We start from the raw sequence: 24,022 nt of genomic DNA on the forward strand, positions 1-24,022 counted from the left end.
CCTTCTCACCGCGATCCGGGAGAAGGTGTTTTTCTAGGCTCCTGTTGATCCTCCCCCACTTCCTGCCCGGATATCCCGGACACGGGGTGTGGTAGCGGAGGGAGCAGGCTTTCGGAGTCCCATAACAATGCAAGACCTCCTTTATTTCTCACAGCAGCTCATCAACGGGCTGACGATCGGGAGCACTTACGCCCTGATCGCCATCGGCTACACGATGGTTTACGGCATCATCGGCATGATCAACTTTGCCCATGGTGAAATCTATATGATCGGTGCCTACACGGCGCTGATTGCCATTACCGGCCTCGCCGCTCTTGGCATTGCCTGGTTGCCACTGATACTGATCGTCGCACTGCTGTGTGCCATGATCGTCTCCAGCTCCATGGGCTGGGCAGTGGAACGGGTGGCCTACCGGCCCGTGCGGGGGCGTCACCGCCTGATCCCGCTGATCTCCGCCATCGGCATGTCCATCTTCCTGCAGAACTACGTTCACCTGGCACAGGGATCCCGCAACATTGGTTTCCCGGCCCTGATTGACGGTGGTTTCAACTTCGGTTCCGGTGACGGTTTCCAGATGTCCCTGTCCTATATGCAGATCACCATCTTCATCACCACACTGATCTGTATGACAGCCCTGTCCCTGTTTATTTCCCGTTCACGGACTGGCCGCGCCTGCCGGGCCGTGTCACAGGACCTGGGTATGGCCAACCTGCTGGGCATCGACACCAACCGGATCATCTCGGCAACCTTTGTGATCGGTGCGGCACTGGCAGCCGTTGCCGGCCTGCTTCTGGGCATGTACTACGGTTCGGTTGATCCTCTGTTCGGCTTCATTGCCGGCTTGAAAGCCTTTACCGCAGCGGTACTTGGCGGCATTGGCAGCATACCCGGCGCGATGCTGGGAGGACTGATATTGGGCGTGGCAGAGAGCATGACCTCCGGCTACCTCAGCGGTGAGTACAAGGATGTGATCTCATTCAGCCTGCTGATTCTGATTCTGCTGTTCAAACCCACCGGCCTGCTCGGCAAACCGGAGGTTGAGAAGATCTGATGGCTGCTAACAATTTCAGACACGCACTTTTCTGCGCGTTCATTACACTGATCATTTCCTACCCGATCATTGGGTTCAATCTTGAGGCCCAGGGCATCAACGTGACCCTGACCGGCGCCGATGCCACCACCATCGTGATGGTATTGCTCGCGGCAGTGATCGTATTCCTGTTCCAGATGTTCCGGGAACAGATCATGGGAGGCCTGAAGAGCATTCCCCATCCTCTGCCCCAATCCAACAAAGAGCCGATGGCGGAAAACCGTCGGGCAAAGATTGAGTCCTGGGTACTGACCGGCATCGTGGTTCTTGCACTATTCTGGCCCTTCTTCGTGTCCCGCGGTTCCGTGGATCTGGCCACACTGGTGCTGATCTATGTGATGCTGGCCCTTGGCCTGAACGTCGTGGTCGGTCTGGCCGGACTTCTGGATCTTGGCTACGTGGCATTCTACGCCGTGGGCGCCTACACCTTTGCCCTGCTCTCCCAGTACACCGGCATTTCGTTCTGGCTGGCACTGCCTATCGGTGCTCTGCTTGCCGCCCTGTTCGGTCTGGTGCTGGGCTTTCCGGTACTCCGGTTGCGGGGGGATTATCTGGCCATCGTAACCCTCGGGTTTGGCGAGATCATCCGGATACTCCTGAACAACTGGACGACGCTGACTGGCGGCCCCAACGGCATTGGTGGCATCCCCGATCCAACCCTGTTCGGCATGGAATTCGGGCGCCGGGTGAAGGAAGAGGGCAACACCTCGTTCCACGAAACCTTCGGCATCGCCTACAGCGGTGAGCACAAGGTTATCTTCCTGTACCTCATTGCCCTGGTTCTGGCGGTATTCACCGCGCTCGTAATCCGTCGATTCATGCGGATGCCCGTGGGCCGGGCCTGGGAAGCACTGCGGGAAGACGAGATCGCTGCCCGCTCCCTGGGTCTCAGCCGCACCGCAGTGAAGCTGTCCGCCTTTACCATTGGCGCCTTCTTTGCCGGTTTTGCCGGCACTGTGTTCGCCTCCAAGCAGGGCTTCATCAGCCCGGAATCGTTTGTTTTCCTGGAGTCTGCCATCATCCTGGCGATCGTGGTTCTCGGCGGCATGGGTTCCCAGATCGGTGTGGTACTGGCGGCAATCGCTGTCACCATCCTGCCGGAACTGGCCCGTGAGTTCTCCGAATACCGCATGCTGATCTTCGGTGCCGCTATGGTGCTGATGATGGTCTGGCGTCCGCAGGGCCTGATGCCCATGCGCCGCATTCATATTGAACTCAAAAGGCAGGAGTGACAGACGATGCTTGAAGTACAGAATCTGTCCATGCGCTTTGGCGGCCTGCTGGCGGTAGACGAAGTGTCTCTGGACGTTCAGGAACACGAGATTGTGTCCATCATCGGCCCCAACGGGGCTGGAAAAACCACTGTATTCAACTGCATGAGCGGTTTTTACAAGCCCACGGGCGGCAAGATCCTGTTCGAGGGCAAGGAAGTACAGGGTAAACCCGACTACAAGATCTCCCGACTGGGTATGGTGCGCACTTTCCAGCATGTGCGGCTGTTCAGCCAGATGACGGTGGTGGAAAACCTGCTGGTGGCTCAACACCGCCACCTGAACACCAACCTGATTTCGGGCCTGATCAAAACCCCCAGTTACCGGACCAAAGAGCAGAAATCCCTGGATCGGGCCGCCTACTGGCTGGATCGGGTTGGCCTGCTGGATCTGGCCAACCGGGAAGCCGGCAACCTCGCCTACGGTCAGCAACGGCGTCTGGAGATTGCCCGCTGCATGGTCACCGAGCCCAAGCTGTTAATGCTCGACGAGCCGGCAGCCGGCCTCAACCCGGCGGAAACCAAGGAACTCAACCAGCTGATCATCAGCCTGAAAGAGGACTACAACGTTTCCGTAGTGCTGATTGAGCACGACATGAGCCTGGTAATGGATATTTCCGACCGCATCAACGTCATCAACCAGGGCCGCCCCCTGGCCAGTGGCACACCGGAAGAAATCCGCCAGAACGACGACGTGATCAAAGCCTATCTGGGCGAGGCCTGAGGTAAACACATGTTAGTACTAGAAGATGTCCATACCCACTACGGCAAGATCGAGGCCTTGCACGGGGTGTCTGTCGAAGTCAAAAAGGGTGAGATCGTCTCGCTGATCGGCGCCAACGGCGCCGGCAAGACCACGCTGCTGATGACCGTCTGCGGTAACCCCCGGGCCAGTTCAGGACGCATTTTCCTGGAGGGCCGGGAAATCACCAACGAATCCACGGCGCAGATCATGCGCTCCGGCATCGCCATTGTTCCGGAGGGGCGTCGGGTGTTCTCGGGCCTGACCGTGGAGGAAAACCTCCACATGGGTGGTTTCTTCAACACCAAGGCCGAAATCCGCAAGAGCCAGGAGCACGTCTACGAGCTCTTCCCGCGCCTCAAGGAACGTGAACATCAGCGTGCCGGCACCATGTCCGGCGGCGAGCAGCAAATGCTGGCTATCGGGCGGGCCCTGATGAGCAGGCCAGAGATGATCATCCTTGATGAACCATCACTGGGCCTGGCACCGCTGATTATCAAGCAGATCTTCGAGATCATCGGCCAGCTTCGCGAGGAAGGCATTACGGTTTTCCTCGTCGAGCAGAACGCCCACCAGGCCCTCAACCTGGCAGACCGGGGTTACGTGCTGGAAACCGGAAAGATTCGCCTGCACGACACGGGCAAGAATCTGCTCAACAACCCGGATGTCCAGAACGCCTATCTGGGCGGCTGATCCTGGATCCTTGCCTCGAAGCATAAAACCGGAGCATGCACGCTGCTCCGGTTTTTTTTTGGGCTAAATCAAATACTCACCAATCTTTAAACTTGCGTTGGCTGGATTTCAACTATACTCAGATCAACGGTCAACCTGTCTCCACAAGACCAGTCAGGGCCGTTTTCGCAATGCTGCTCCACGTCAGGAGCAGCATTGTGTATTGCGACGACAGCTTTAAACCACAGGAAGGAGTGGATAATGAAAAAACTGATCGCAGGTGCAATTCTTCTTGGTGCCTCTTCCATGGCCTTTGCCCAACCGGGCTGTGGCGTCGGTGCCATGATCTGGAAAGGACAATCCGGCATTGCCCCCCACGTACTCGCTGCAACCACCAACGGTACCTTTGGTAACCAGACGTTTGGTATGACCACAGGTACCCTTGGCTGCCAGACCAACCAGTCTGTTCAGTCCATGGCCATGTACATGGACAGCAACATCGACAAGGTGGCCCGGGACATGTCCCGCGGTTCCGGCGAGAACCTGGACACCCTGGCAGTACTTCTGGGTGTTGACGAAGCGGATCGCGATGCGTTCCGCAAGGTGCTGCAGGACAACTTTGCCACCATTTTCCCGGACTCTGACACCACCTCCGGCGAAGCCGTGGACGCCATCGTCGCGCTCCTGGAGCAAAACGAGTCACTCAGCAAATACGTAGCAGCCTGATCCAGGCTCCTTGAAGGGACTCTCATGCGCCAGGGACGGCGCATCGTTCCATTCTCTACCCTGTTCAACCCCGGATGCAGCACCAACCCATGGGCAACATGCTTCGCATTGGGCCAGCCCTGATCTGGCTTGCAGTCAGCCTGCCGACCCAGGCCAATTCGCCTGAACACGCAACCGAGCTCCATCTCGACCCTGCCTGGCTCACACTCATTCATTATCAACCCGACAGGTTTGGTAGCGGATATACCAGCCAGGCCGATGATCCGGCCTTTTTCCTGAGCGAAAATGGCAAGCACTCCCCCCGGGCAGAGCTCAAAGCCACCCTGGATGCTATCCAGATAGACGGGGAAGGCGACGACCACGCCCTCTGCCGCTTCCCGGCACGGGCGACCTGGCTCAGTCAGCAACTCGATCTGTCGCTACCGGAAATCGAGTGTCCCGGCTTCCAGGAATGGTCGGAAACATTGAACACCGAGACGGTGACCCTGGTGTTTGCCGCCTCTTACCTCAACAGCCCGTCTTCCATGTTCGGCCACACGTTTCTGCGCCTGGACCCACCCCAGGATGACGACGAAACCAACCTGCTGCTGGCCAACACAATCTCCTATGCCGCTGATGCCGCCGCCCACGACAGTGAACTGCTGTTCGCGTACAAGGGCATTTTCGGCGGCTATCCCGGCATCACTACGGTCCAGCCGTACTACGAGAAAATTCGGCTTTACTCCGACATCGAACATCGTGACCTGTGGGAGTACAAACTGAACCTTACCCAGGATGAAGTGGACCTGATGATTGCCCACGCCTGGGAAATACGGGATCGGAATTTTGATTATTACTTCTTCGATGAAAACTGCGCCTATCGCCTGTTGGCGCTGATAGACATTGCCCGCCCGGGCACGGACCTTTTGGGGGAAGTAAGCACTCACGCCATTCCGTCGGACACGGTTCGCTGGGTGGTCGACAAGGATCTGGTCAGCGAAGTCTACTACCGCCCCTCGGCTGCCACGTCGGTGGCCTACAGTCTCTCTAGCCTGCCCGACGATCAACAGACCCTTGCGGCAGCCGTCGCCAACGGATATGTAGCCGCTGATGGTAGCGAAGTGAAGTCACTGCCAGCCGAGCAAAGAGCACATGTTCTGGACGCCACCTACGATTATGTTCGATACAAGAGCGAGGCCGACGGCTGGCCCCGTGAAATCGCCGCACCACTCTCCCATGACCTGTTGAGAGAGCGCAGCCAGATCAGCGACGTCGCACCGCCCGAGGAACCACCCGAACCGGTAGTTCGGGATGATCAGGGCCACGACACCTTCCGACTGAGCCTCGGAGCAGGCCAGCAGGCACACAGGGAATTCACCCAGTTGACCCTGCGCCCGGCCTACCACGATGTGCTGGACCCGCCGGCCGGCTACCGTACCGGTGCCCAGCTGCAGTTCCTCCGACTCGACGCGCGCCTGTATACCGACAACGACGAACTTCAACTGGAACAGCTTACCGGCGTGGAAATCCGCTCCCTGAGCCCGCGGAACGCCTTTTTCTCGCCACTGTCCTGGCAGGTAGGTTTTGGTGGCCGCCGCACGGATACTGGCAACGATCGGGTCCTGACGCCCTATCTCGAGGGCGGAGCTGGCGGCAGCTGGCGCCTTGGCAACCAGACCCAGGCCTTTGCCATCGCCACCGCCGACCTTGAAATCGACGACGACCTGCGCCGAGGCTACGATGCTGCCCCGGGCGCCGACATCGGCCTGCTCCATCAGAACAACCAGTTCAGCCTGCTCGCCGGTGCCAAAACCAAGGCCTGGATCGTTAGCAGCCAACACCGCCAGGATCAGCTTTACGCCAAAGCCAACTGGCACATCGGCCGCGAGTTCAGTCTGTTTGCCGAGTTCACCCGGGAAGACCACTACGACAGGTATCAAAGCCTATGGCACGCCGGAATCCACGCGTATTTCTGACTGCCACCACGGCCCGGTTAAGCGGGCTTCTGGTTGCGCTTCTGCTGCTATCCGGTTGCAGCAGCGTTTTCTTTTACCCGGATCGGGTGACTTACATCACCCCGGACCGACTGAACCTCGAATACGAAGACATCTACCTCGACACGGCCGACGGCGAAACCCTCCATGGCTGGTGGCTGCCCGCAGAAGCCCCTGAGAACAACGCCAGGGGCACAGTCTATTTCCTGCATGGCAACGCCCAGAACGTCAGCAGCCACATCCTCAACGTAGCGTGGCTGCCCGAGAGAGGCTACAACGTCTTTACCATCGACTACCGGGGCTACGGCAAATCCACCGGTGACCCGGACATCGAAGGCGCGCTGCACGACGTGGAAACCGGCCTGCGCTGGCTGGCCAAAAAACCTGACGTGACCGACCGCCCCCTATACATCCTCGGCCAGAGCCTCGGCGGCGGTCTCGGAATCGCCCTGGCCAGTGAATGGACTCAGAGGGAGGAACAGCCCCGGCTGGACGGTGTAATCCTGGATGGTACCTTCTCCGGCTTTCGCAAGATCGCCCGGGAGAAATTAGGTGGGTTCTGGCTTACCTGGCCGTTGCAGATCCCGCTAAGCTGGACCATACCCGACGACTACGAAGGTGTGGATCATATTCCTAGGATCAGTCCGGTGCAGGTGATGGTAATCCACAGCGTTCGAGACGGGATTATTCCCTTTCATCATGGAGAGGCGCTGTTTGAGGCAGCACAGGAGCCCAAAGAGTTCTTGCAGACGGATACGCCTCACGGGGCGACGTTTGTTATTCCCGGGTACCGGAGAGAGGTGCTTCGCTTCATGAATGCTGGGCGATAGAGTGTGGGCGGCTGTTGGGTTTCCCTTTTCAAAAGTGTTGAGGGCCAAGGACGGCCCGAAACAAGCGCACATGGATGTGCTCGTAGCGTCTTTTGAAAAGGGAAACCCAACAGCCGCTTGCAACCAAGCCAAGCGCAAGAAAAAACCCGCCAATCCAGAGGAAAGGCGGGTTTTTATCAAGCCCGAAAACGATCAGGCAGAGAAATCGGTCGGCTGATCGCCTTCCTTGATTTCCTTCATGGACAGCTTCACGCGACCACGGTTGTCCACATCCAGCACCTTCACCAGAACTTCCTGACCTTCGCTCAGCTCGTCAGTCACGTTCTCGATGCGGCGATCAGAGATCTGGGAAATGTGCACCAGACCATCCTTGCCAGGCAGGATGTTAACGAAGGCACCGAAGTCTACAATGCGCTCTACGCGGCCCTTGTAGATAGCACCCACTTCGATCTCGGCCGTGATTTCCTTGACCCGGTTAACCGCCGCCTGGGCAGCTTCCTGGTTGTCGGCGTAGATCTTCACGTTGCCATCATCATCCAGATCGATGGAGGCGCCGGTCTCGTCACAGATCGCGCGGATAACAGAACCGCCCTTACCGATAACGTCACGGATCTTCTCCGGGTTGATCTTGATGGTGGTGATGCTCGGAGCACGGGCAGACAGCTCGGCACGTGGGGTAGAGATAACCTTGTTCATCTCGCCCAGGATGTGCAGACGCGCTGCGTGTGCCTGCTCAAGCGCAAGCTCCATGATCTCGTCGGTGATGCCGTTGATCTTGATATCCATCTGCAGGGCAGTTACGCCCTCCTGGGTACCGGCAACTTTGAAGTCCATGTCGCCCAGGTGATCTTCGTCACCCAGGATGTCAGTCAGAACCGCGAACTTGTCGCCTTCCTTGACCAGACCCATGGCGATACCGGCAACCGGTGCCTTGATGGGTACACCCGCGTCCATCAGTGCCAGGCTGGAGCCACAGACAGAAGCCATGGAGCTGGAACCGTTGGATTCAGTGATCTCGGAAACCGCACGGATGGCGTACGGGAATTCTTCCAGGGTAGGCATAACCGCCAGAACACCACGCTTGGCCAGACGACCGTGACCAACTTCGCGGCGGCCCGGGGTGCCTACACGGCCAGCTTCACCCACGGAGTACGGAGGGAAGTTGTAGTGGAACAGGAACGGATCCTTGCGCTCGCCTTCCAGAGCATCAATGATCTGCACATCACGGGACGTACCCAGAGTGGTGGTCACGATGGCCTGGGTCTCGCCACGGGTAAACAGGGCGGAACCGTGAACGCTGGGCAGAACACCCACTTCAATTTCGATCGGACGGACAGTCTTGTTGTCACGACCATCGATCCGCGGCTTGCCATCAATGACCTGCTGGCGAACCACGCTCTTCTCGATCTTGCCGAAGTACTTTTTGACTTCTTCTTCGGAAGGCTGGCCTTCCTCTTCACCGGCCAGTTTCTCAACGGCAGCGGCTTTTACCTCGCCCAGACGCTCGTAGCGGGCCATCTTGTCACGGATGCCGTAGGCTTCCTCGATAGCACCGGCAAAGTCGGCCTTGATGGCATTCAGCAGCTCGGTGTTCTCGGCGGCCGGCTGCCAGTCCCAACGGGGCTTGCCGATTTCAGCAGCAAATTCCTTGATGGCGGTAACCGCTGTCTGCATTTCCTGATGACCATAAAGCACGCCACCCAGCATCTGGTCTTCGGTCAGGCCTTTGGCTTCGGATTCCACCATCAGAACCGCGTCTTCAGTACCGGCAACGACCATATCCAGCAGGGAGGTCTGCAGTTCTTCAAACGTCGGGTTCAGGAAGTAACCGCGCTCATTGGTGTAGCCCACGCGGGACGCACCGATGGGGCCATCGAACGGAATACCGGAGATGGACAGAGCGGCAGAAGCCGCCAGCATCGCGGCAATATCCGGGTCCTGGTTCTTGCTGGAGGACATGACCGTGGTGATGACCTGAACTTCGTTCATGAAGCCGTTCGGGAACAGCGGACGAATCGGACGGTCGATCAGGCGGGAGGTCAGCGTTTCCTTTTCGGAAGGACGACCTTCGCGCTTGAAGAAGCCACCGGGGATTTTGCCCACGGCGTAGGTCTTCTCGAAGTAGTTCACGGTCAGCGGGAAGAACGGCTGGCCGGGCTTGGCTTCTTTGGCGCCAACAACGGTGCCGAGAACGGAAATATCATCCACGGTTACCAGTACGGAACCGGTTGCCTGACGGGCAATACGGCCGGTCTCCAGAGTGACGGTTTTGCCGCCAAGCTCAAATGATTTCTTGAAAGGTTTCAGATCCACAAAAAACTCCTGGTCTATCTGTTCCAGATTGATTCGTTCCGGGCGCCCCTGCGCTCAAAACCATAGTTCTGCAGATGATGTGCTGTGGTCTGAAGAGCAACCCGTCTGAAAGCTAACAGGCTGTTGCAAAACCCCGGTCTGGGAGGCGGCAGTTCCGGAGGCCGCCAGGCCCGGGCTTTTCAACAACCTGCTATCAATTTCGGCTTTCCATTACGACAGGGAATCCTTCGAACACACAGACAATCCAACTGCAGTGGGAAAAAACACAACCAGCAGTCCCCGCGAGGAGGACTGCTGGTTGACGACTGCCGCCGGACGTACCGGCACAGCCCTCAGGTCGTAAAGACCCGGATTAGCGACGCAGACCCAGACGCTGGATGAGCTCCAGGTAACGATCGGCGTTCTTGCGCTTGAGGTAGTCCAGCAGCTTACGACGCTGGTTTACCATCCGGATCAGGCCGCGGCGGGAATGGTGATCCTGCTTGTTGGCCTTGAAGTGATCCTGCAGCTTGTTGATGTTCGCGCTCAGCAGTGCCACCTGAACTTCAGGGGAACCGGTATCGCCATCACCTTGCTGAAAATCCTTAACGATCTGTGCTTTCTCGTTGGCAGAAAGTGCCATAACTCACCTCATTGTTTGCGATGCTTTCGAATACGGCCGAACCGCGCATCTCTACAGCCCGGCTAGACAGCGACGCGCCTAACGCTTTCCGCTGCTTTTCACCAGTCGGCGTGGGACCAGATTGGTCTGCTCGCCTTCCGGGAATGCTTCTGCAAGCCCGACGAAGCTTTCGTTAGCGCTCTCATTCGCATAGAGACGCACGAACCCGTCGTAAGCCTGACCCGGTATTCTAACCGGTTGTCCGTTCAAGATCGATACCAGCGCCTGCCCCGCCAGACGGTGCTCGGGGAACATGGACAGCGCGGCATCCGGTGCCACGAGGAGACCATCAAGGCTTTCACCCCGCTCACGCATCGCCTCCAGATCACTCACAGCATGGGCATCGGCCAGGGTGAACCCGGACGCCATGGTACGGCGCAGCGCCGTCACATGGGCTCCGCAGCCCAGGGCTTCACCGATATCCTCAACCAGTGAGCGAATGTACGTACCCTTGGTGCAGCTGACCGCGATATCCAGTTCATTCTCGCGAATATCCAGGAGCGTCAGTTCGTAAATGGTCACCGGTCTTGCCGGACGTTCCACCTCGATACCTTCGCGAGCATATTCGTAGAGCGGACGCCCTTTGTGCTTGAGCGCCGAGTACATGGAGGGAACCTGTTGGATATCACCCCGGAAACCGTCAAGTAACGGCTCCAACACCTCCGCGGTGAGACCGGCCGGTACAGGTTTCTCGGCAACGACGGCGCCCTCACTGTCACCAGTTTCGGTTCGGACTCCGAGCCGGGCGGTGGCAATGTAGGCCTTGTCGCTGTCGAGCATCATCTGGGAGAACTTGGTGGCCTCACCGAAGCACAGCGGCAGCACGCCCGTGGCCAGGGGATCAAGAGCGCCGGTGTGGCCCGCCTTGGCGGCCCCGAACAGGCGCTTCACCTGCTGCAGGATGCCGTTGGAGGTAACACCTGCCGGCTTGTCGATAACGAGGATACCGTTAACGTCACGGCCTTTGCGTCTGCGGCTCAAGCGTTACGCTCCGGGTCATCCTGATCATCGTCGGTGCGGTCAACGGCCGGCTTGTCGCCGACCGCTTCCCGAATGAGGCTATCCATTTTGCGGCTGTATCCCTGCAGCGTATCGAAGTGGAAACGCAGCTGTGGCACAACCCGCAGCTTCATTGCGCGACCTACCTGGCCCCGCAGAAAGCCCGAGGCTTTGTTGAGCACCGCAATCGATTCCCTGACCTCCGGAGACTCTTCCGTCAGTTCTTCGGTGGAAAGCAGGGAAACATAGATATCGGCGTAGCCAAGATCACGACTGACCTTGACTGCGTTGACCGTGACCATACCCACCCGCGGGTCTTTGACTTCCCGCTGGATGAGCTGGGCCAGTTCCCGTTGCATCTGATCGCCGATGCGATCAATACGACTGAACTCTCTTGGCATCAGGCCCCCGTGGACTCAAGCTTGCGCTCGACCCGGACGCGATCGAAGACCTCGATCTGGTCGCCGACTTTCACGTCGTAACCCTTAACGCCAATACCGCATTCCATACCGTTACGGACTTCAGGTACGTCGTCCTTGAAGCGACGCAGGGATTCCAGCTCGCCTTCAAAGATAACCACGTTGTCCCGCAGAACCCGGATCGGCTTGTTACGGTAAACCGTGCCTTCAGTAACCATGCAACCGGCCACCTGACCAAACTTCGGCGAACGGAACACATCACGCACGTCGGCGATGCCAACAATATCTTCGCGGAATTCCGGTGCCAGCATGCCAGTCAGGGCTGCTTTCACATCATCAATCAGGTTATAGATGATGCTGTAGTAGCGCAGATCCAGACCTTCCTGCTCAACCAGGCGCTTGGACGCTGTGTCGGCACGGACGTTGAAACCGAAGATCACCGCATTGGTTGCCATGGCCAGACTGACGTCGGTCTCGGCAATACCGCCAACACCGGAAGACACGATCTTGACCTGAACCTCATCGTTACCCAGGTCCTGCAAGGCCTTGGTGATGGCTTCCAGCGAACCCCGAACGTCGGTCTTGAGCACAACATTGAGGGTTTTGACCTCGTCCTTGCCCATGTTCTCGAACAGGTTCTCAAGCTTGGCGGCCTGCTGACGCTGGAGACGCTGCTCCCGCTCACGGCTCTGACGGAACTCGGCCAGCTCTTTGGCCTTCTTCTCGTCGGCAACGGCGAAGAACTCGTCACCGGCATCCGGTGTACCGTTCAGACCGAGGATCTCGACCGGAATAGACGGGCCTGCCCCCTTGACCTGCTTGCCGGCTTCATCGGTCATCGCCCGGACCTTACCGAAGTAGGAACCGGCTACAACCATGTCGCCCTGACGCAGGGTACCGTTCTGTACCAGGACAGTCGCAACGGAACCGCGGCCACGCTCAAGGCTGGATTCTACGACCACGCCCTTGGCAGGCGCATCGGTTGCCGCCTCAAGCTCGAGCACTTCTGCCTGAAGCAACAACGCCTCCAGCAGATCTTCAATGCCCTCACCGGTGTGTGCTGAAACAGGCACGAACTGAACGTCACCGCCCCAGTCTTCCGGGATGACTTCCATACCCGCCAACTCGGTCTTGACGCGATCGGGATCGGCCTCTTCCTTGTCCATCTTGTTGATGGCAACAACGATCGGCACCCCAGCGGAGCGCGCGTGCTGAACGGCTTCCTTGGTCTGCGGCATCACGCCATCATCGGCGGCAACCACCAGGACAACGATATCCGTGCACTGGGCACCGCGGGCACGCATGGCGGTAAAGGCCGCGTGGCCCGGGGTATCCAGGAAGGACACCATGCCGTGATCCGTTTCTACGTGGTAAGCACCAATGTGCTGGGTAATACCACCAGACTCACCGGAGGCCACCTTGGTACGACGGATGTAGTCCAGCAGGGAGGTCTTACCGTGGTCAACGTGACCCATCACGCTCACAACCGGAGCGCGCTTGGTCTTTTCGCCGCCCTCGAAGGAGAATTCGCTCAGAACCTCTTCCTCGAACGCATCGTCGCTGACGGTCTTGGCTTTATGCCCCAATTCCTCGGTCACCAGAACGGCAGTTTCCTGGTCCAGTGCCTGGTTGATGGTGGCCATGACGCCCATGCCCATCAGGGTCTTGATAACATCAGCCGATTTGACTGCCATACGCTGGGCAAGGTCACCGACAGATATCGTTTCCGGAATCTCTACTTCTCTGACCATTGGTTTGGTCGGCCTCTCGAAAGCATGACGCTTCTCTTTGGGTTTCTTTTTCGCACGCAGCGGCTTGCGCAGCGTGGTCTCTTCCTCATCCTCGGAGATAACCAGCGGCTCTTCCACCGGACGACTGCGAGGACCACGATGGCCTGCCTGCTTCTTCTTCGGCTTGCCCTCTTCGATCTCGTCGCCGCGCTCGCGAACTTTTTCTTTCTTTTTCTTCGGCTTGCGGTCCTTGCCATCGCCCTCGGGCGGCGGCATCGGCATATCTTCCGGAGCGGGAACCGGCTCGGGCTCAGGCTCCGGCTCTTTCTTCGGCGCGGCCTTCTCTGCCTGCTCCGGCTGCTCTGCAGTCGCTGCCTCTGCGGGCTTCTCTGCTTCCGGCTGCTGGGCCTGCTCGGCCGCTACCTTTGGCGCCTCTTCCACCGGTGCCTGCTCCGGCTGCTGCTCAGCTACCGACTCTTCCGGTTTCGGCGCTTCAGCCTCAGGCTGCAATTCAGCCCGTTTGATGTAGGTACGGCGCTTGCGAACCTCAACATTGACGGTCTTTGCCTTGCCGGCCTTGAGCGTCGTAGTGGTCTTGCGCTTCAGGGTAATCTTGCGCGGTTCGGCGTCGGCCTCACCGTGAGTCTTTCTCAAATAGGCCAGCAACTGCTGCTTCTCATCGCTGGAGACAGAATCATTCTCGGAGCGGGCTTTCAGGCCAGCCTCCACAATCTGCTTCAGCAAACGATCCACGGGAGCGCCTACATCTTCGGCCAGTTGTTTTACCGTTACTTCAGCCATACTGGTCCTCCTCCCGAATTAAGCCTGGTCTTCAAACCAGGGGGCACGTGCAGTCATGATAAGCTGACCGGCACGCTCTTCATCCATACCTTCAATCTCGAGCAGATCGCCAACCGACTGCTCTGCCAGATCTTCCATGGTGCGCACACCCATGCCGGCCAACTTGAAGGCCAGGCTACGGTCCATGCCATCCATTCCCAGAAGATCCTCTGCCGGCTCAGCGCCTTCGAGCGCTTCCTCGCTTGCCAGGGCCTGGTTCAGCAGGACGTCCTTGGCGCGACGGCGCAGCTCGGTGACGGTTTCCTCGTCAAAACCTTCGATCGCCAGCATCTCTTCCATTGGCACATAGGCCACCTCTTCAATGGAGGTAAACCCTTCCTCGATCAGTACACCGGCAAATTCTTCATCAACGTCCAGATTGCCAGTGAAATGCTCGACAAGCCGGCTGTATTCCTGCTCCTGACGCTCACCGGCTTCTTCCTCGGTCATCACGTTCAGGGTCCAGCCGGTCAGATCGGTGGCCAGGCGAACGTTCTGACCGTTACGGCCGATTGCCTGGGCCAGGTTGTCTTCCGCCACAGCCACTTCCATGGTGTGCCGGTCTTCATCCATGACGATGGACGCCACTTCTGCAGGCGCCATGGCATTGATCACCAGCTGGGCCGGGTTGTCGTCCCACAACACGATATCAACGCGCTCACCGCCCAGCTCATTGGACACAGCCTGAACCCGGGAGCCACGCATACCAACACAGGCGCCAACGGGATCAATACGGCGATCGTTCGTCTTCACCGCTATCTTGGCCCGGGAACCGGGATCACGGGCAGCGCCGCGGATCTCGATCAGATCTTCAGCAATCTCGGGCACTTCGATGCGGAACAGCTCGATCAGCATCTGCGGAGAGGTGCGGCTGAGAATCAACTGGGGACCGCGGTGATCCGTACGGATCTCCAGCAGCAGCGAACGCACCCGGTCACCCATCCGGAACGTCTCGCGGGGGATCAGGAATTCGCGGGGCAGCAGCGCCTCGGCATTGGCGCCCAGATCGACAATCACGTTGTCGCGAGTAACCTTCTTGACGGTACCCGACACCAGCTCACCAACGCGGTCGCGGTAGCTGTCCACAATCTTGGTGCGTTCAGCTTCACGAACCTTCTGGAAGATAATCTGCTTGGCAGCCTGGGCGCCAATGCGGCCAAAGGCTTCGGATTCGATTTTCTCCTCGTGGATATCGCCGGGCTTCAGGGCCGGGTCGATTTCCTCGGCTTCCTGCAGGGTGAGCTCGGTGCCCAGCGCAGGAACGGCATCGTTGTCCACCACCAGCCAGCGGCGGAAGGTTTCGTATTCGCCGGTTTTCCGGTCGATCGATACGCGGATATCCGCCTCTTCGTCTTCAAAGCGTTTTTTGGCAGCGGTGGCCAGTGCCAGCTCGATCGCTTCAAAAATCACATCCTTCTCGACACCTTTCTCGTTCGAGACGGATTCAACCACCAGCAAGATCTCTTTACTCATTGGATTGCCCTGCCCTTAAAATCAACTGTGCGTCCACGGACTTTATTCAAATCGTTCACTCAAACACCGGCACGATGTGGGCTTTTTCAATGCTGTCGAATGGCAGCAGATACTCGTGATCATCAACGACCACAACCACATCATCACCTTCCACGCCTTTGATCAGCCCCTGAAACTTCCGGCGACCTTCAAATGCCATCCGGAGACGAATCTGAACCTGGTGACCAACAAAGGCCTCGTATTGCTCTAGACGAAACAGCGGGCGATCCATCCCCGGGGATGAGACCTCCAGTGTGTATTCGGTCTGGATGGGATCTTCCACATCCATCACACCGCTGATCTGGCGACTGACTTTCTCACAGTCGTCGACTCCGATGCCGTTTTCGGCATCGTCAATAAACACCCGTAACAGGGAATGATGGCCCTGCGAGCGGAATTCAATGCCCCAGAACTCATACCCCAGACCTTCCACCACGGGCTGAAGAATGTCTTCCAGTTGCTTAAGCTTGGCTGACAAGTTGTGCCTTCTCCGTTATCAATTTACCGGCCCCAAAAACAAAAAAAGGGCTGTTTTATCAGCCCTTTTTATGCACCAGGGCCCTTTGCGCCAGGCCCCTTAATCAAAAAGCCCCTGACAATGGGGCCTTTTGTTGCAAGAACTCGCAGGAAGCAAACCGGTGTACCGCTTCCTGCTGACAGACACCTGGCCTGCCAGAAACCCGCCAGCACCACGCGGCAGGTCCCAATATCCGCCGGAGTATAGAGACGCCGGACAGACTGGTCAAGGACTGACCAAAAAAAACGGCCTGGAAACTCCAAGCCGTTTTTCTTCTAATATGGTGCCCGGGGCCGGACTCGAACCGGCACGGCTTTCGCCACTACCCCCTCAAGATAGCGTGTCTACCAGTTTCACCACCCGGGCAACATTCTTACTCGAGTTCAGGGAGATCAGACTCCCCACCCTCGGCTTCGCTGGCTGCGGCTTCGCCGTTGTCTGCAGCGGTATCAGCAGGGGCGGCGCTGCTGGATTCCTGAACAACTGGAATACCGGCTTCGCCTGCCACTTCGGCACGCTGCTTGGCAAAAATCGCCAGCGAGAAACTTGTTACAAAAAATACCACTGCGAGCAGAGTCGTGAAGCGGGTGAGAAAGCTACCGCTACCCTGACTACCAAACACAGTCTGCGATGCACCACCACCAAAGGCAGCGCCGGCATCTGCGCCTTTGCCCTGCTGGATCAGCACCAGACCCACCAGCGCCACCGCGATCACCACGTGCACAACGACTACCAGCGTTTCTACCCAATCCATAACGACTCTCGCGAACCTTTAAATTCAGGTACCCGCCGGAACACTCCGGCAAATACTTACAAAATCTTCTGCTTTGAGCGACGCTCCGCCGATCAAACCGCCGTCAATATCCGGCTCGGCAAAAAGAGCGGCTGCATTATCCGCTTTTACACTGCCCCCGTAAAGGAGGGAAATCTCATTGGCCGGCGCGCCCATCTCTGAAAGCACCTGCCGAATCGACGCATGCATTGCCTGCGCGTCCTGTGCCGTAGCGGTTTTACCTGTTCCGATCGCCCAGACAGGCTCATAGGCAACCACTACACGCTGCCACTGCTCGCTTGCGACCGTCGCAAGGCCGGCCGTTACCTGGGCGGCAACAACGGTCTCGGCCTTACCAGCCTCACGCTCTTCCAGGGTTTCACCAACACAAACCATGGCCTGGAGCCCGGAAGCGAGAATGCGACCGACTTTTTCGGCCACTGCAGCGTCTGTCTCAGCGAAGAGCTGGCGACGTTCGGAATGACCGACCAAGGCGTATTGACAGCCCTGATCCAACGCCATGTCCGCGGAAATCTCACCGGTGTAGGCTCCGGACGCCCATTGCGCCACGTTCTGAACACCGACCGACAGCACATCGCCTGCGCTGGCAACCACGTCCGGGACGTAAATAGCGGGAGGAATGATAACAACCTCAACGCCATTATCAAGAGAGGCCGCCTGGGATCGCACATCGCTTACCAGCGTTTGTGCCAGGTCTTTCGACCCGTTCATTTTCCAGTTTCCGGCTACAATCTTCCGACGCATAACAGTTCCCGAACGTTAGGGAGGGCGAACTATACAGCACTCCCTCCCGGCAGACAACCGCCTGAAAACACAAAATTAAGCGGTGGATTTCTCCACAACTTTTGCCAGTTCCTCGACTACCCGAAGAATCTCGCTGGCGTCCTGCCCCTCCGCCATCACACGGATCAGCGGCTCTGTGCCAGAGGCCCTCAACAGAATCCTGCCGGAACTGCCCAGCTCGGTTTCGGCCTTGCGCACCGCAGCTACGATATCATCACGACTGAACGGATCGAAACGCTGCGCCACCCGAACGTTGATCATTTTCTGGGGGAGCTTGCTCATCCCCTTCCGCAGATCCGCAAGAGTTTTCCCGGACTTCCACACTGAAAGAAGGACCTGCAGCGCCGAAACAATACCATCACCGGTACTGGTGCAGTCGCGGATAACCATGTGGCCAGAGCCTTCGCCACCGAGCACCCAGTTGTTGGCGAGCAGCCGCTCCATCACGTATCGGTCGCCGACTTTTGCACGCTCGAACTCGATTCCGATTTCATTCAAAGCAAGCTCGACACCCAGATTGGTCATCAGCGTACCGACGACACCGCCTTTGAGGCGATCCTCGGCAAAGCGTTGGGACGCGATGACGTAGAGCAGCTCATCGCCGTCGACCTCGGATCCGTCCCGGTCCACCATGAGAACCCGATCGCCATCCCCATCGAATGCGATCCCCAGATCAGCGTTTTTTTCGATCACTGCTGCCTTGAGCGCCTGCAGATGAGTGGAGCCAACGTTAAGGTTGATATTGAGCCCATCGGGATCGCCACCGATAACCGAAACCTTGGCCCCAAGCTCCCGAAATACCTTGGGGGCCACGTGATAGGTGGCGCCATGGGCACAGTCCAATACGATATTCATGCCGTCGAGCGTAAACTCATTGGGCACGGTGCTCTTGCAGAATTCCACGTACCGGCCCGGTGCATCGTCAACGCGGGACGCCTTGCCAAGTTCGGTCGGGCCACAAACCTCAATGGGCTTGTCCAGCCAGCGCTCAATCTCGGCTTCAAGAGCATCGTCCAGCTTGGTGCCGGCCGCTGAGAAGAACTTGATGCCGTTGTCGTGGTGGGGATTGTGGGAGGCGCTGATCACAATGCCGGCCGAAGCGCGGAAAGTGCGAGTCAGGTAAGCGATTGCCGGCGTTGGCATCGGACCGAGCAGCTTTACATCCACACCCGCCGCCGCAAGGCCAGCCTCGAGGGCCGACTCAAACATGTAACCGGACAGGCGGGTATCCTTGCCGATCAGTACGCTGTTGCGCTGACCATCGCGCTTGAAGGCCTGGCCCGCAGCCCAGCCAAGTTTCAGCATGAATTCCGGCGTTATCGGAAACTCACCCACGTGCCCGCGAATACCGTCCGTACCAAAGTACTTTCTCTCGGACATTAACCTGCCTCCTTAACTGCCGCCACCACGCGGATAGCGTCCACTGTTTCCCTGACATCGTGCACACGAATAATACTGGCACCCTTCATGGCCGCTATTGTCGCGGCCGCAAGGCTCGCAGGCAACCTTTCATTCACCTCACGGCCAGTGATATGGCCCAACATGGACTTCCTGGAAACGCCAACCAGCAGGGGATGCCCCAGGATATGCATCTGCTCAAGGGAGGCCAGCAACTGCAGGTTATGTTCGAGGCTTTTCCCGAAACCGAAGCCGGGATCCAGCAGGATGTTTTCAGGGCGAATCCCGGCGTGCTCTGCAACGCGGATGCGCTCGGTCAGAAAAGCACTGACTTCCCGACGCACATTCCGGTACTCGGGGCGATCCTGCATGGTATCCGGCTCCCCCTGGATATGCATGATACAAACCGGTATGCCCGCTTTTGCAGCCACTTCCGGTGCACCGTCACGTTGCAGGGCCCGCACATCATTGATCAGGCCGGCCCCAAGTTTTGCCGTTTCAGCCATCACTTCCGGCGCACTGGTGTCTACCGAGATAACCGCATCGAGCTCCCGGGCTGCCGCCTCAACCACCGGGCAGACGCGGTCCAGCTCTTCCTGCAACGACACGGGCGTGGCGCCCGGGCGCGTGGATTCGCCACCGATGTCGATAAACGTGGCGCCATCGGCAACCATCTGCCTGGCCCGGACGAGAGCCGCATCCGGCCGGTTAAATTGGCCACCATCGGAAAACGAATCCGGTGTTACATTCAGAACGCCCATCACGTGGCAGCGGGACATATCCAGTTCCCGCCCGGCAAAATTCATTTTCATGGCAAACCTTTTTCACAATGACAAAAACAAACGCCGCCCGGAATCCGGGCGGCGCAGGGAACTACACTATTTTTATAACCAAAAGCTGCTAGCCGTCAGTGTTCTCCGGCCGGCCGGCCAACGCCGGGATGACGACCGTCATCGGAAGCCTTTGGCTCCGGCGCCGTCTCAGGCTCGTCGGCCTTGACACCACCAGCGGGACCACTGTCTCCCCAACCTTTCGGCGGGCGAGGTGTGCGGCCTTCCATGATGTCATCAATCTGGTGACGGTCGATGGTTTCGTACTTCATCAACGCGTCGGCCATCATGTCGAGCTTGTCCCGGTTATCGACCAGAATCTGCTTGGCTTTTTCATAGCAGCTGTCGATGATGTTGCGAACTTCCTCATCGATCCGCTGGGCCGTTTCCGGTGAGTACACCGTCTGGGACTGACCCGCAGACCGGCCGAGGAACGGCTCTTCGCTATCGGTATCATACTGCAGCGGGCCCAGCTTCTCGGATAGACCCCAACGGGTCACCATGTTACGAGCCAGACTGGTCGCGCGCTCGATGTCGTTCGACGCACCGGTCGTCACACCATCAAAGCCCAGCGTCAGTTCTTCCGCGATGCGACCACCGAACAGACTGCAGATCGAGCTGATCAGGAAGCGCTTGCTATGGCTGTACTTGTCTTCCTCGGGGAGGAACATGGTGACACCCAAAGCGCGGCCGCGCGGAATGATGCTCACCTTGTACACCGGATCGTGCTCCGGCATCAGACGACCCACAATAGCGTGGCCAGACTCATGGTAAGCCGTATTCCGCTTTTCTTTCTCGCTCATCACCATGGACTTGCGCTCGGCGCCCATCATGATCTTGTCTTTGGCAAGCTCGAACTCTTCCATGGACACTAGACGCTGGTTGCGACGGGCCGCGAAGAGCGCCGCCTCGTTGACCAGGTTTGCGAGGTCCGCACCGGAGAATCCGGGCGTGCCACGAGCAATCAGAACCGGCTCTACGCCATCCGCCAGGGGCACTTTCTTCATGTGCACCTTGAGGATCTGCTCACGACCAATGATGTCTGGCAGGCCAACAACAACCTGACGGTCGAAACGGCCCGGGCGCAACAGTGCCGGGTCGAGAACGTCGGGACGGTTGGTAGCGGCAATTACGATAACGCCTTCATTACCCTCAAAACCGTCCATCTCAACGAGCAGCTGGTTGAGAGTCTGTTCACGCTCGTCATGACCGCCACCCATGCCGGCGCCACGGTGGCGACCAACAGCATCGATCTCGTCGATGAAGATAATGCAGGGGCTTTGCTTCTTGGCCTGTTCGAACATGTCACGAACCCGGGAAGCACCCACGCCCACGAACATTTCGACAAAGTCAGAACCGGAGATGGAGAAGAACGGCACCTTGGCTTCGCCGGCAATAGCCTTGGCGAGAAGGGTCTTACCGGTACCCGGCTGACCAACCATCAGGACACCCTTGGGGATGCTGCCGCCAAGACGCTGGAATTTGCTGGGATCCCGCAGGAAATCCACCAGCTCCTTAACATCTTCCTTGGCTTCATCAACACCGGCCACGTCCGCGAAGGTGGTCTTGATCTGATCTTCGCTCATCAGACGCGCTTTGCTCTTACCGAACGACATGGGGCCTTTGCCGCCACCGCCGCCCTGCATCTGGCGCATGAAGAACACAAACAGTGCGATGATGATCAGTATCGGGAACGCGGCAACCAGAAGCTGTGTCCACAGGCTCTGGCGCTCAGGCTCCTTACCGATAACCTCAACGTTGTTCGCGAGCAGATCGTCCATCAGCTTGTTGTCAGACACCTGAGGACGGATTGTCTGGAACTGGGAGCCGTCACCACGGGTACCCTGAACCTGCAACCCATCGATTGTGACCTGACGGACCTGGCCTTCCTGGACCATCTCCACAAACTGGGAATAGTTGACTTGTTGGCCGGTGGTGGTGGGAGAAAAGTTCTGAAACACCATCAGCAGCACGGCGGCTATAATTAGCCAGAGAACCAGATTTTTTGCCATATCGTTCAAGGATCATCACCTGTGAATTGTAGGGTTAACCTTTCGCAAAGCACCCTTTTCTGACACCTTACACCAATTGTACGCCCGTCCACCAGAAACGGCCCATCCGTATCGGCCACACGCAGCACACAGTTTTTTAATGAAAAGTCGCCTTAACCTTCATATTGGGCGCCATATCTGAAATTACAACAGCAACCCTCAATACGCCCCCATTTCCGCGAACCTTTTGACCCTTGTCACCCGGGTTGGTTCCTTCTGCTTGCCGACCCCACGTCGATACGTGTTAACGGCCATTCTTACAGCGGAACGATCTGTTACAATTCGACGATTATACGTTCAAGTCAGCCTTTCCGCCGCTGACCTTTTGTTAATTGCACCAATAAAGAGATTACATCATGAGTCTTTCACCGGAACAGCGCCGGGAATACCGGGCGATTGCCCACAACCTCAAGCCCGTCATCATTGTTGGCGACAAAGGCCTTTCCGAGGGACTGCAGGAAGAACTCGAGCGCGCACTGAATGATCATGAGCTGATCAAGATCAAGGTGGCGAGCCAGGACCGGGAAACCCGGCACGAGGCGATCACCGCGCTGTGCGAATCCTCTGGCGCCGAGCTCGTCCAGACCATCGGCAAGATCGCCGTCATACTGCGCCGGGCCAAAAAGCCGAACCCCAAGCTCTCCAACCTGTTGCGCCACAAACACTGATCCGCCCGGACCCCAGAAACAGAAAAGCCGGCTCGGGAAACCCCAGCCGGCTTTTTTCGTTCAGCACAGACGAAATCAGATGTACTCGACCTGCTCAATCTCGTATTCCACGGTACCGGAAGGCACGCGAATGGCGACCACATCGCCCTCGCTCTTGCCTACCAGCGCCCGCGCAATCGGTGAGGAAATCGACAGCTTGCCTGCCTTGATATCCGCCTCATCCTCACCAACGATCTTGTAGATCACCTGTTCGTCCGTATCCATGTTAAGCAGGTGTACCGTGGTGCCGAAGATCACCTTGCCGGTATTCTCGATGGTGGTCACATCGATTACCTGAGCGGCTGAAAGCTTGCCCTCGATTTCCTGGATACGGCCTTCAATAAAGCTCTGCTGCTCGCGGGCAGCATGATATTCAGCGTTCTCTTTCAGGTCGCCGTGCTCCCGGGCATCGGCAATCGCCGCAATAACCCGGGGACGATCCTCGGACTTCAGCTTCTGAAGCTCCTCGCGGAGGCGGGTCTCGCCCGCCTTTGTCATCGGTACTCTGTCAGCCATAGTCTCACTTTCCTGCGTGAAGATCCTGGAGGCGGCGTACAGTGCGCTCCGGGCCGAACTTGATGGCCCGGCAGAAGGCTTCGCCGCCCGCCAGTGTTGTTGTGTAGGTTACCTTGGTCTGCAACGCCGACTGGCGGATCTGGGCCGAGTCGGAAATGGCCTTGCGACCTTCAGTGGTATTGATGATCAGCTGAACCTGTCCGTTCTTGATGGCGTCCACAATATGCGGACGGCCTTCACGGACCTTGTTCACCCGATCAACCTCGATTCCAGCCTCTTTCAGGGCCTTGGCGGTGCCGGTGGTAGCCACAAGCTTGAAGCCGGCGTCGACCAGATCTCGGGCCACTTTTGCGGCGCCGGGCTTGTCAACATCCCGCACAGACATGAACGCAGTGCCCTTGGCCGGCAGACGCTCACCAACAGCCAACGCGGCTTTGGCGAAGGCTTCATCGAAGCTGTCACCCAGGCCCATAACCTCACCGGTCGATTTCATTTCCGGCCCAAGGATCGGATCCACCGCCGGGAATTTGTTGAACGGGAACACCGACTCTTTCACCGCATAATAGCTGGGGATGATTTCCTGGGTGAACTCCAGCTCTTTGAGGGTCTTGCCAGCCATCACCCGGGCCGCCACCTTGGCCAGGGACACA

Annotated in this window: 22 protein-coding genes, 1 tRNA gene and 1 pseudogene; 9 read left to right on the plus strand and 15 right to left on the minus strand. The window is 58.1% G+C overall.

Translation table 11 applies throughout. The features are described from left to right. Positions 1-127 precede the first annotated feature (127 nt). The 8 genes from livH (at position 128) to MDHKLMBL_RS10290 (ending at position 7,520) form a co-directional block, all read left to right on the plus strand. Entirely contained in the window at positions 128-1,051 is a 924-nt protein-coding gene (gene livH, locus MDHKLMBL_RS10255; RefSeq protein ID WP_014578284.1) for a high-affinity branched-chain amino acid ABC transporter permease LivH, read from the plus strand. Next, complete coding sequence (locus MDHKLMBL_RS10260; RefSeq protein ID WP_008171555.1) at positions 1,051-2,322, plus strand: high-affinity branched-chain amino acid ABC transporter permease LivM; 1,272 nt, start codon at positions 1,051-1,053, stop codon at positions 2,320-2,322. The genes livH and MDHKLMBL_RS10260 overlap by 1 nt, the downstream gene beginning before the upstream one ends. A 6-nt stretch (positions 2,323-2,328) precedes the next feature. Further along, a complete protein-coding gene (gene livG, locus MDHKLMBL_RS10265; RefSeq protein WP_008171552.1) occupies positions 2,329-3,084 on the plus strand; it encodes a high-affinity branched-chain amino acid ABC transporter ATP-binding protein LivG in 756 nt (251 codons plus the stop codon). A gap of 9 nt (positions 3,085-3,093) precedes the next feature. Continuing rightward, positions 3,094-3,795, plus strand: a complete 702-nt coding sequence (locus MDHKLMBL_RS10270) for an ABC transporter ATP-binding protein (protein ID WP_008171549.1) — start codon at positions 3,094-3,096, stop codon at positions 3,793-3,795. A gap of 240 nt (positions 3,796-4,035) precedes the next feature. Next, the gene (locus tag MDHKLMBL_RS10275; protein ID WP_008171548.1) at positions 4,036-4,500 is read left to right on the plus strand and encodes a DUF3015 domain-containing protein; all 465 of its coding nucleotides are present in this window, start codon (positions 4,036-4,038) and stop codon (positions 4,498-4,500) included. An 89-nt stretch (positions 4,501-4,589) separates the two neighbouring features. Beyond that, on the plus strand, positions 4,590-6,455 hold the full coding sequence (locus MDHKLMBL_RS10280; protein WP_008171546.1) for an Lnb N-terminal periplasmic domain-containing protein: 1,866 nt from the start codon (positions 4,590-4,592) through the stop codon (positions 6,453-6,455). Next, entirely contained in the window at positions 6,425-7,303 is an 879-nt protein-coding gene (locus MDHKLMBL_RS10285; protein ID WP_008171545.1) for an alpha/beta hydrolase, read from the plus strand. Before MDHKLMBL_RS10280 ends, MDHKLMBL_RS10285 begins: the two co-directional genes overlap by 31 nt. After that, entirely contained in the window at positions 7,290-7,520 is a 231-nt protein-coding gene (locus MDHKLMBL_RS10290; RefSeq protein ID WP_008171543.1) for a hypothetical protein, read from the plus strand. Before MDHKLMBL_RS10285 ends, MDHKLMBL_RS10290 begins: the two co-directional genes overlap by 14 nt. On the opposite strand, the gene pnp is transcribed toward MDHKLMBL_RS10290, so the two are convergent. The 13 genes from pnp to ftsH all read right to left on the minus strand — a co-directional run bounded on the left by pnp (position 7,496) and on the right by ftsH (position 22,119). Next, positions 7,496-9,610: a polyribonucleotide nucleotidyltransferase gene (pnp, locus tag MDHKLMBL_RS10295; protein ID WP_425269237.1), complete on the minus strand. Its 2,115-nt coding sequence runs from the start codon at positions 9,608-9,610 to the stop codon at positions 7,496-7,498. The two genes, MDHKLMBL_RS10290 and pnp, sit on opposite strands and share 25 nt — an antisense overlap. A gap of 358 nt (positions 9,611-9,968) precedes the next feature. Next, entirely contained in the window at positions 9,969-10,238 is a 270-nt protein-coding gene (gene rpsO, locus MDHKLMBL_RS10300) for a 30S ribosomal protein S15 (protein ID WP_008171539.1), read from the minus strand. A 78-nt stretch (positions 10,239-10,316) separates the two neighbouring features. Beyond that, on the minus strand, positions 10,317-11,258 hold the full coding sequence (truB, locus tag MDHKLMBL_RS10305) for a tRNA pseudouridine(55) synthase TruB (protein ID WP_014578291.1): 942 nt from the start codon (positions 11,256-11,258) through the stop codon (positions 10,317-10,319). Then, positions 11,255-11,677, minus strand: a complete 423-nt coding sequence (rbfA, locus tag MDHKLMBL_RS10310; RefSeq protein ID WP_008171536.1) for a 30S ribosome-binding factor RbfA — start codon at positions 11,675-11,677, stop codon at positions 11,255-11,257. The genes truB and rbfA overlap by 4 nt, the downstream gene beginning before the upstream one ends. After that, complete coding sequence (gene infB / locus MDHKLMBL_RS10315; protein ID WP_104270746.1) at positions 11,677-14,226, minus strand: translation initiation factor IF-2; 2,550 nt, start codon at positions 14,224-14,226, stop codon at positions 11,677-11,679. Before infB ends, rbfA begins: the two co-directional genes overlap by 1 nt. An 18-nt stretch (positions 14,227-14,244) precedes the next feature. Further along, on the minus strand, positions 14,245-15,738 hold the full coding sequence (gene nusA / locus MDHKLMBL_RS10320; protein WP_014578293.1) for a transcription termination factor NusA: 1,494 nt from the start codon (positions 15,736-15,738) through the stop codon (positions 14,245-14,247). A gap of 55 nt (positions 15,739-15,793) precedes the next feature. Then, positions 15,794-16,255 carry a ribosome maturation factor RimP gene (gene rimP, locus MDHKLMBL_RS10325; protein WP_008171533.1) on the minus strand — a complete coding sequence of 154 codons (462 nt, stop codon included), beginning with the start codon at positions 16,253-16,255 and terminating at the stop codon, positions 15,794-15,796. Positions 16,256-16,575: 320 nt separating this feature from the next. Then, positions 16,576-16,660, minus strand: a tRNA-Leu gene (locus MDHKLMBL_RS10330). A gap of 7 nt (positions 16,661-16,667) precedes the next feature. Further along, entirely contained in the window at positions 16,668-17,048 is a 381-nt protein-coding gene (secG, locus tag MDHKLMBL_RS10335; RefSeq protein WP_008171532.1) for a preprotein translocase subunit SecG, read from the minus strand. A gap of 24 nt (positions 17,049-17,072) precedes the next feature. Beyond that, complete coding sequence (tpiA, locus tag MDHKLMBL_RS10340; protein WP_104270747.1) at positions 17,073-17,831, minus strand: triose-phosphate isomerase; 759 nt, start codon at positions 17,829-17,831, stop codon at positions 17,073-17,075. Between the two features lie 75 nt (positions 17,832-17,906). Continuing rightward, the gene (gene glmM, locus MDHKLMBL_RS10345; RefSeq protein WP_008171529.1) at positions 17,907-19,250 is read right to left on the minus strand and encodes a phosphoglucosamine mutase; all 1,344 of its coding nucleotides are present in this window, start codon (positions 19,248-19,250) and stop codon (positions 17,907-17,909) included. Further along, complete coding sequence (gene folP, locus MDHKLMBL_RS10350; RefSeq protein ID WP_014578295.1) at positions 19,250-20,080, minus strand: dihydropteroate synthase; 831 nt, start codon at positions 20,078-20,080, stop codon at positions 19,250-19,252. The genes glmM and folP overlap by 1 nt, the downstream gene beginning before the upstream one ends. A 95-nt stretch (positions 20,081-20,175) precedes the next feature. Next, a complete protein-coding gene (gene ftsH / locus MDHKLMBL_RS10355) occupies positions 20,176-22,119 on the minus strand; it encodes an ATP-dependent zinc metalloprotease FtsH (protein ID WP_169702170.1) in 1,944 nt (647 codons plus the stop codon). Between the two features lie 386 nt (positions 22,120-22,505). Here ftsH and yhbY point away from each other — a divergent pair, with 386 nt between their 5' ends. Then, positions 22,506-22,817, plus strand: a complete 312-nt coding sequence (gene yhbY / locus MDHKLMBL_RS10360; RefSeq protein ID WP_008171523.1) for a ribosome assembly RNA-binding protein YhbY — start codon at positions 22,506-22,508, stop codon at positions 22,815-22,817. Between the two features lie 75 nt (positions 22,818-22,892). Here the strand turns inward: yhbY and greA are convergent, their stop codons facing one another. Next, positions 22,893-23,372 (minus strand): transcription elongation factor GreA, encoded by a 480-nt coding sequence (gene greA / locus MDHKLMBL_RS10365; RefSeq protein WP_075267597.1) that lies wholly within the window; start codon positions 23,370-23,372, stop codon positions 22,893-22,895. A gap of 4 nt (positions 23,373-23,376) precedes the next feature. Further along, a pseudogene (carB, locus tag MDHKLMBL_RS10370) lies at positions 23,377-24,022 on the minus strand (carbamoyl-phosphate synthase large subunit); the annotation flags it as partial.

It is taken from the genome of Marinobacter flavimaris (genome assembly GCF_002933295.1).
GTDB classification, from domain to species: Bacteria; Pseudomonadota; Gammaproteobacteria; order Pseudomonadales; family Oleiphilaceae; genus Marinobacter; species Marinobacter flavimaris.

Excerpts from the sequence above, each read along its gene's own strand:
- MDHKLMBL_RS10280 (WP_008171546.1), top strand. The coding sequence starts at position 4,590 with ATGGGCAACATGCTTCGCATTGGGCCAGCCCTGATCTGGCTTGCAGTC.
- infB (WP_104270746.1), bottom strand. The coding sequence starts at position 14,226 with ATGGCTGAAGTAACGGTAAAACAACTGGCCGAAGATGTAGGCGCTCCC.
- livH (WP_014578284.1), top strand. The coding sequence starts at position 128 with ATGCAAGACCTCCTTTATTTCTCACAGCAGCTCATCAACGGGCTGACG.
- MDHKLMBL_RS10275 (WP_008171548.1), top strand. The coding sequence starts at position 4,036 with ATGAAAAAACTGATCGCAGGTGCAATTCTTCTTGGTGCCTCTTCCATG.
- nusA (WP_014578293.1), bottom strand. The coding sequence starts at position 15,738 with ATGAGTAAAGAGATCTTGCTGGTGGTTGAATCCGTCTCGAACGAGAAA.
- rpsO (WP_008171539.1), bottom strand. The coding sequence starts at position 10,238 with ATGGCACTTTCTGCCAACGAGAAAGCACAGATCGTTAAGGATTTTCAG.
- MDHKLMBL_RS10290 (WP_008171543.1), top strand. The coding sequence starts at position 7,290 with ATGCTGGGCGATAGAGTGTGGGCGGCTGTTGGGTTTCCCTTTTCAAAA.
- greA (WP_075267597.1), bottom strand. The coding sequence starts at position 23,372 with ATGGCTGACAGAGTACCGATGACAAAGGCGGGCGAGACCCGCCTCCGC.
- tpiA (WP_104270747.1), bottom strand. The coding sequence starts at position 17,831 with ATGCGTCGGAAGATTGTAGCCGGAAACTGGAAAATGAACGGGTCGAAA.
- MDHKLMBL_RS10270 (WP_008171549.1), top strand. The coding sequence starts at position 3,094 with ATGTTAGTACTAGAAGATGTCCATACCCACTACGGCAAGATCGAGGCC.
- livG (WP_008171552.1), top strand. The coding sequence starts at position 2,329 with ATGCTTGAAGTACAGAATCTGTCCATGCGCTTTGGCGGCCTGCTGGCG.
- MDHKLMBL_RS10260 (WP_008171555.1), top strand. The coding sequence starts at position 1,051 with ATGGCTGCTAACAATTTCAGACACGCACTTTTCTGCGCGTTCATTACA.
- secG (WP_008171532.1), bottom strand. The coding sequence starts at position 17,048 with ATGGATTGGGTAGAAACGCTGGTAGTCGTTGTGCACGTGGTGATCGCG.
- folP (WP_014578295.1), bottom strand. The coding sequence starts at position 20,080 with ATGAAAATGAATTTTGCCGGGCGGGAACTGGATATGTCCCGCTGCCAC.
- yhbY (WP_008171523.1), top strand. The coding sequence starts at position 22,506 with ATGAGTCTTTCACCGGAACAGCGCCGGGAATACCGGGCGATTGCCCAC.
- MDHKLMBL_RS10285 (WP_008171545.1), top strand. The coding sequence starts at position 6,425 with ATGGCACGCCGGAATCCACGCGTATTTCTGACTGCCACCACGGCCCGG.
- glmM (WP_008171529.1), bottom strand. The coding sequence starts at position 19,250 with ATGTCCGAGAGAAAGTACTTTGGTACGGACGGTATTCGCGGGCACGTG.
- rbfA (WP_008171536.1), bottom strand. The coding sequence starts at position 11,677 with ATGCCAAGAGAGTTCAGTCGTATTGATCGCATCGGCGATCAGATGCAA.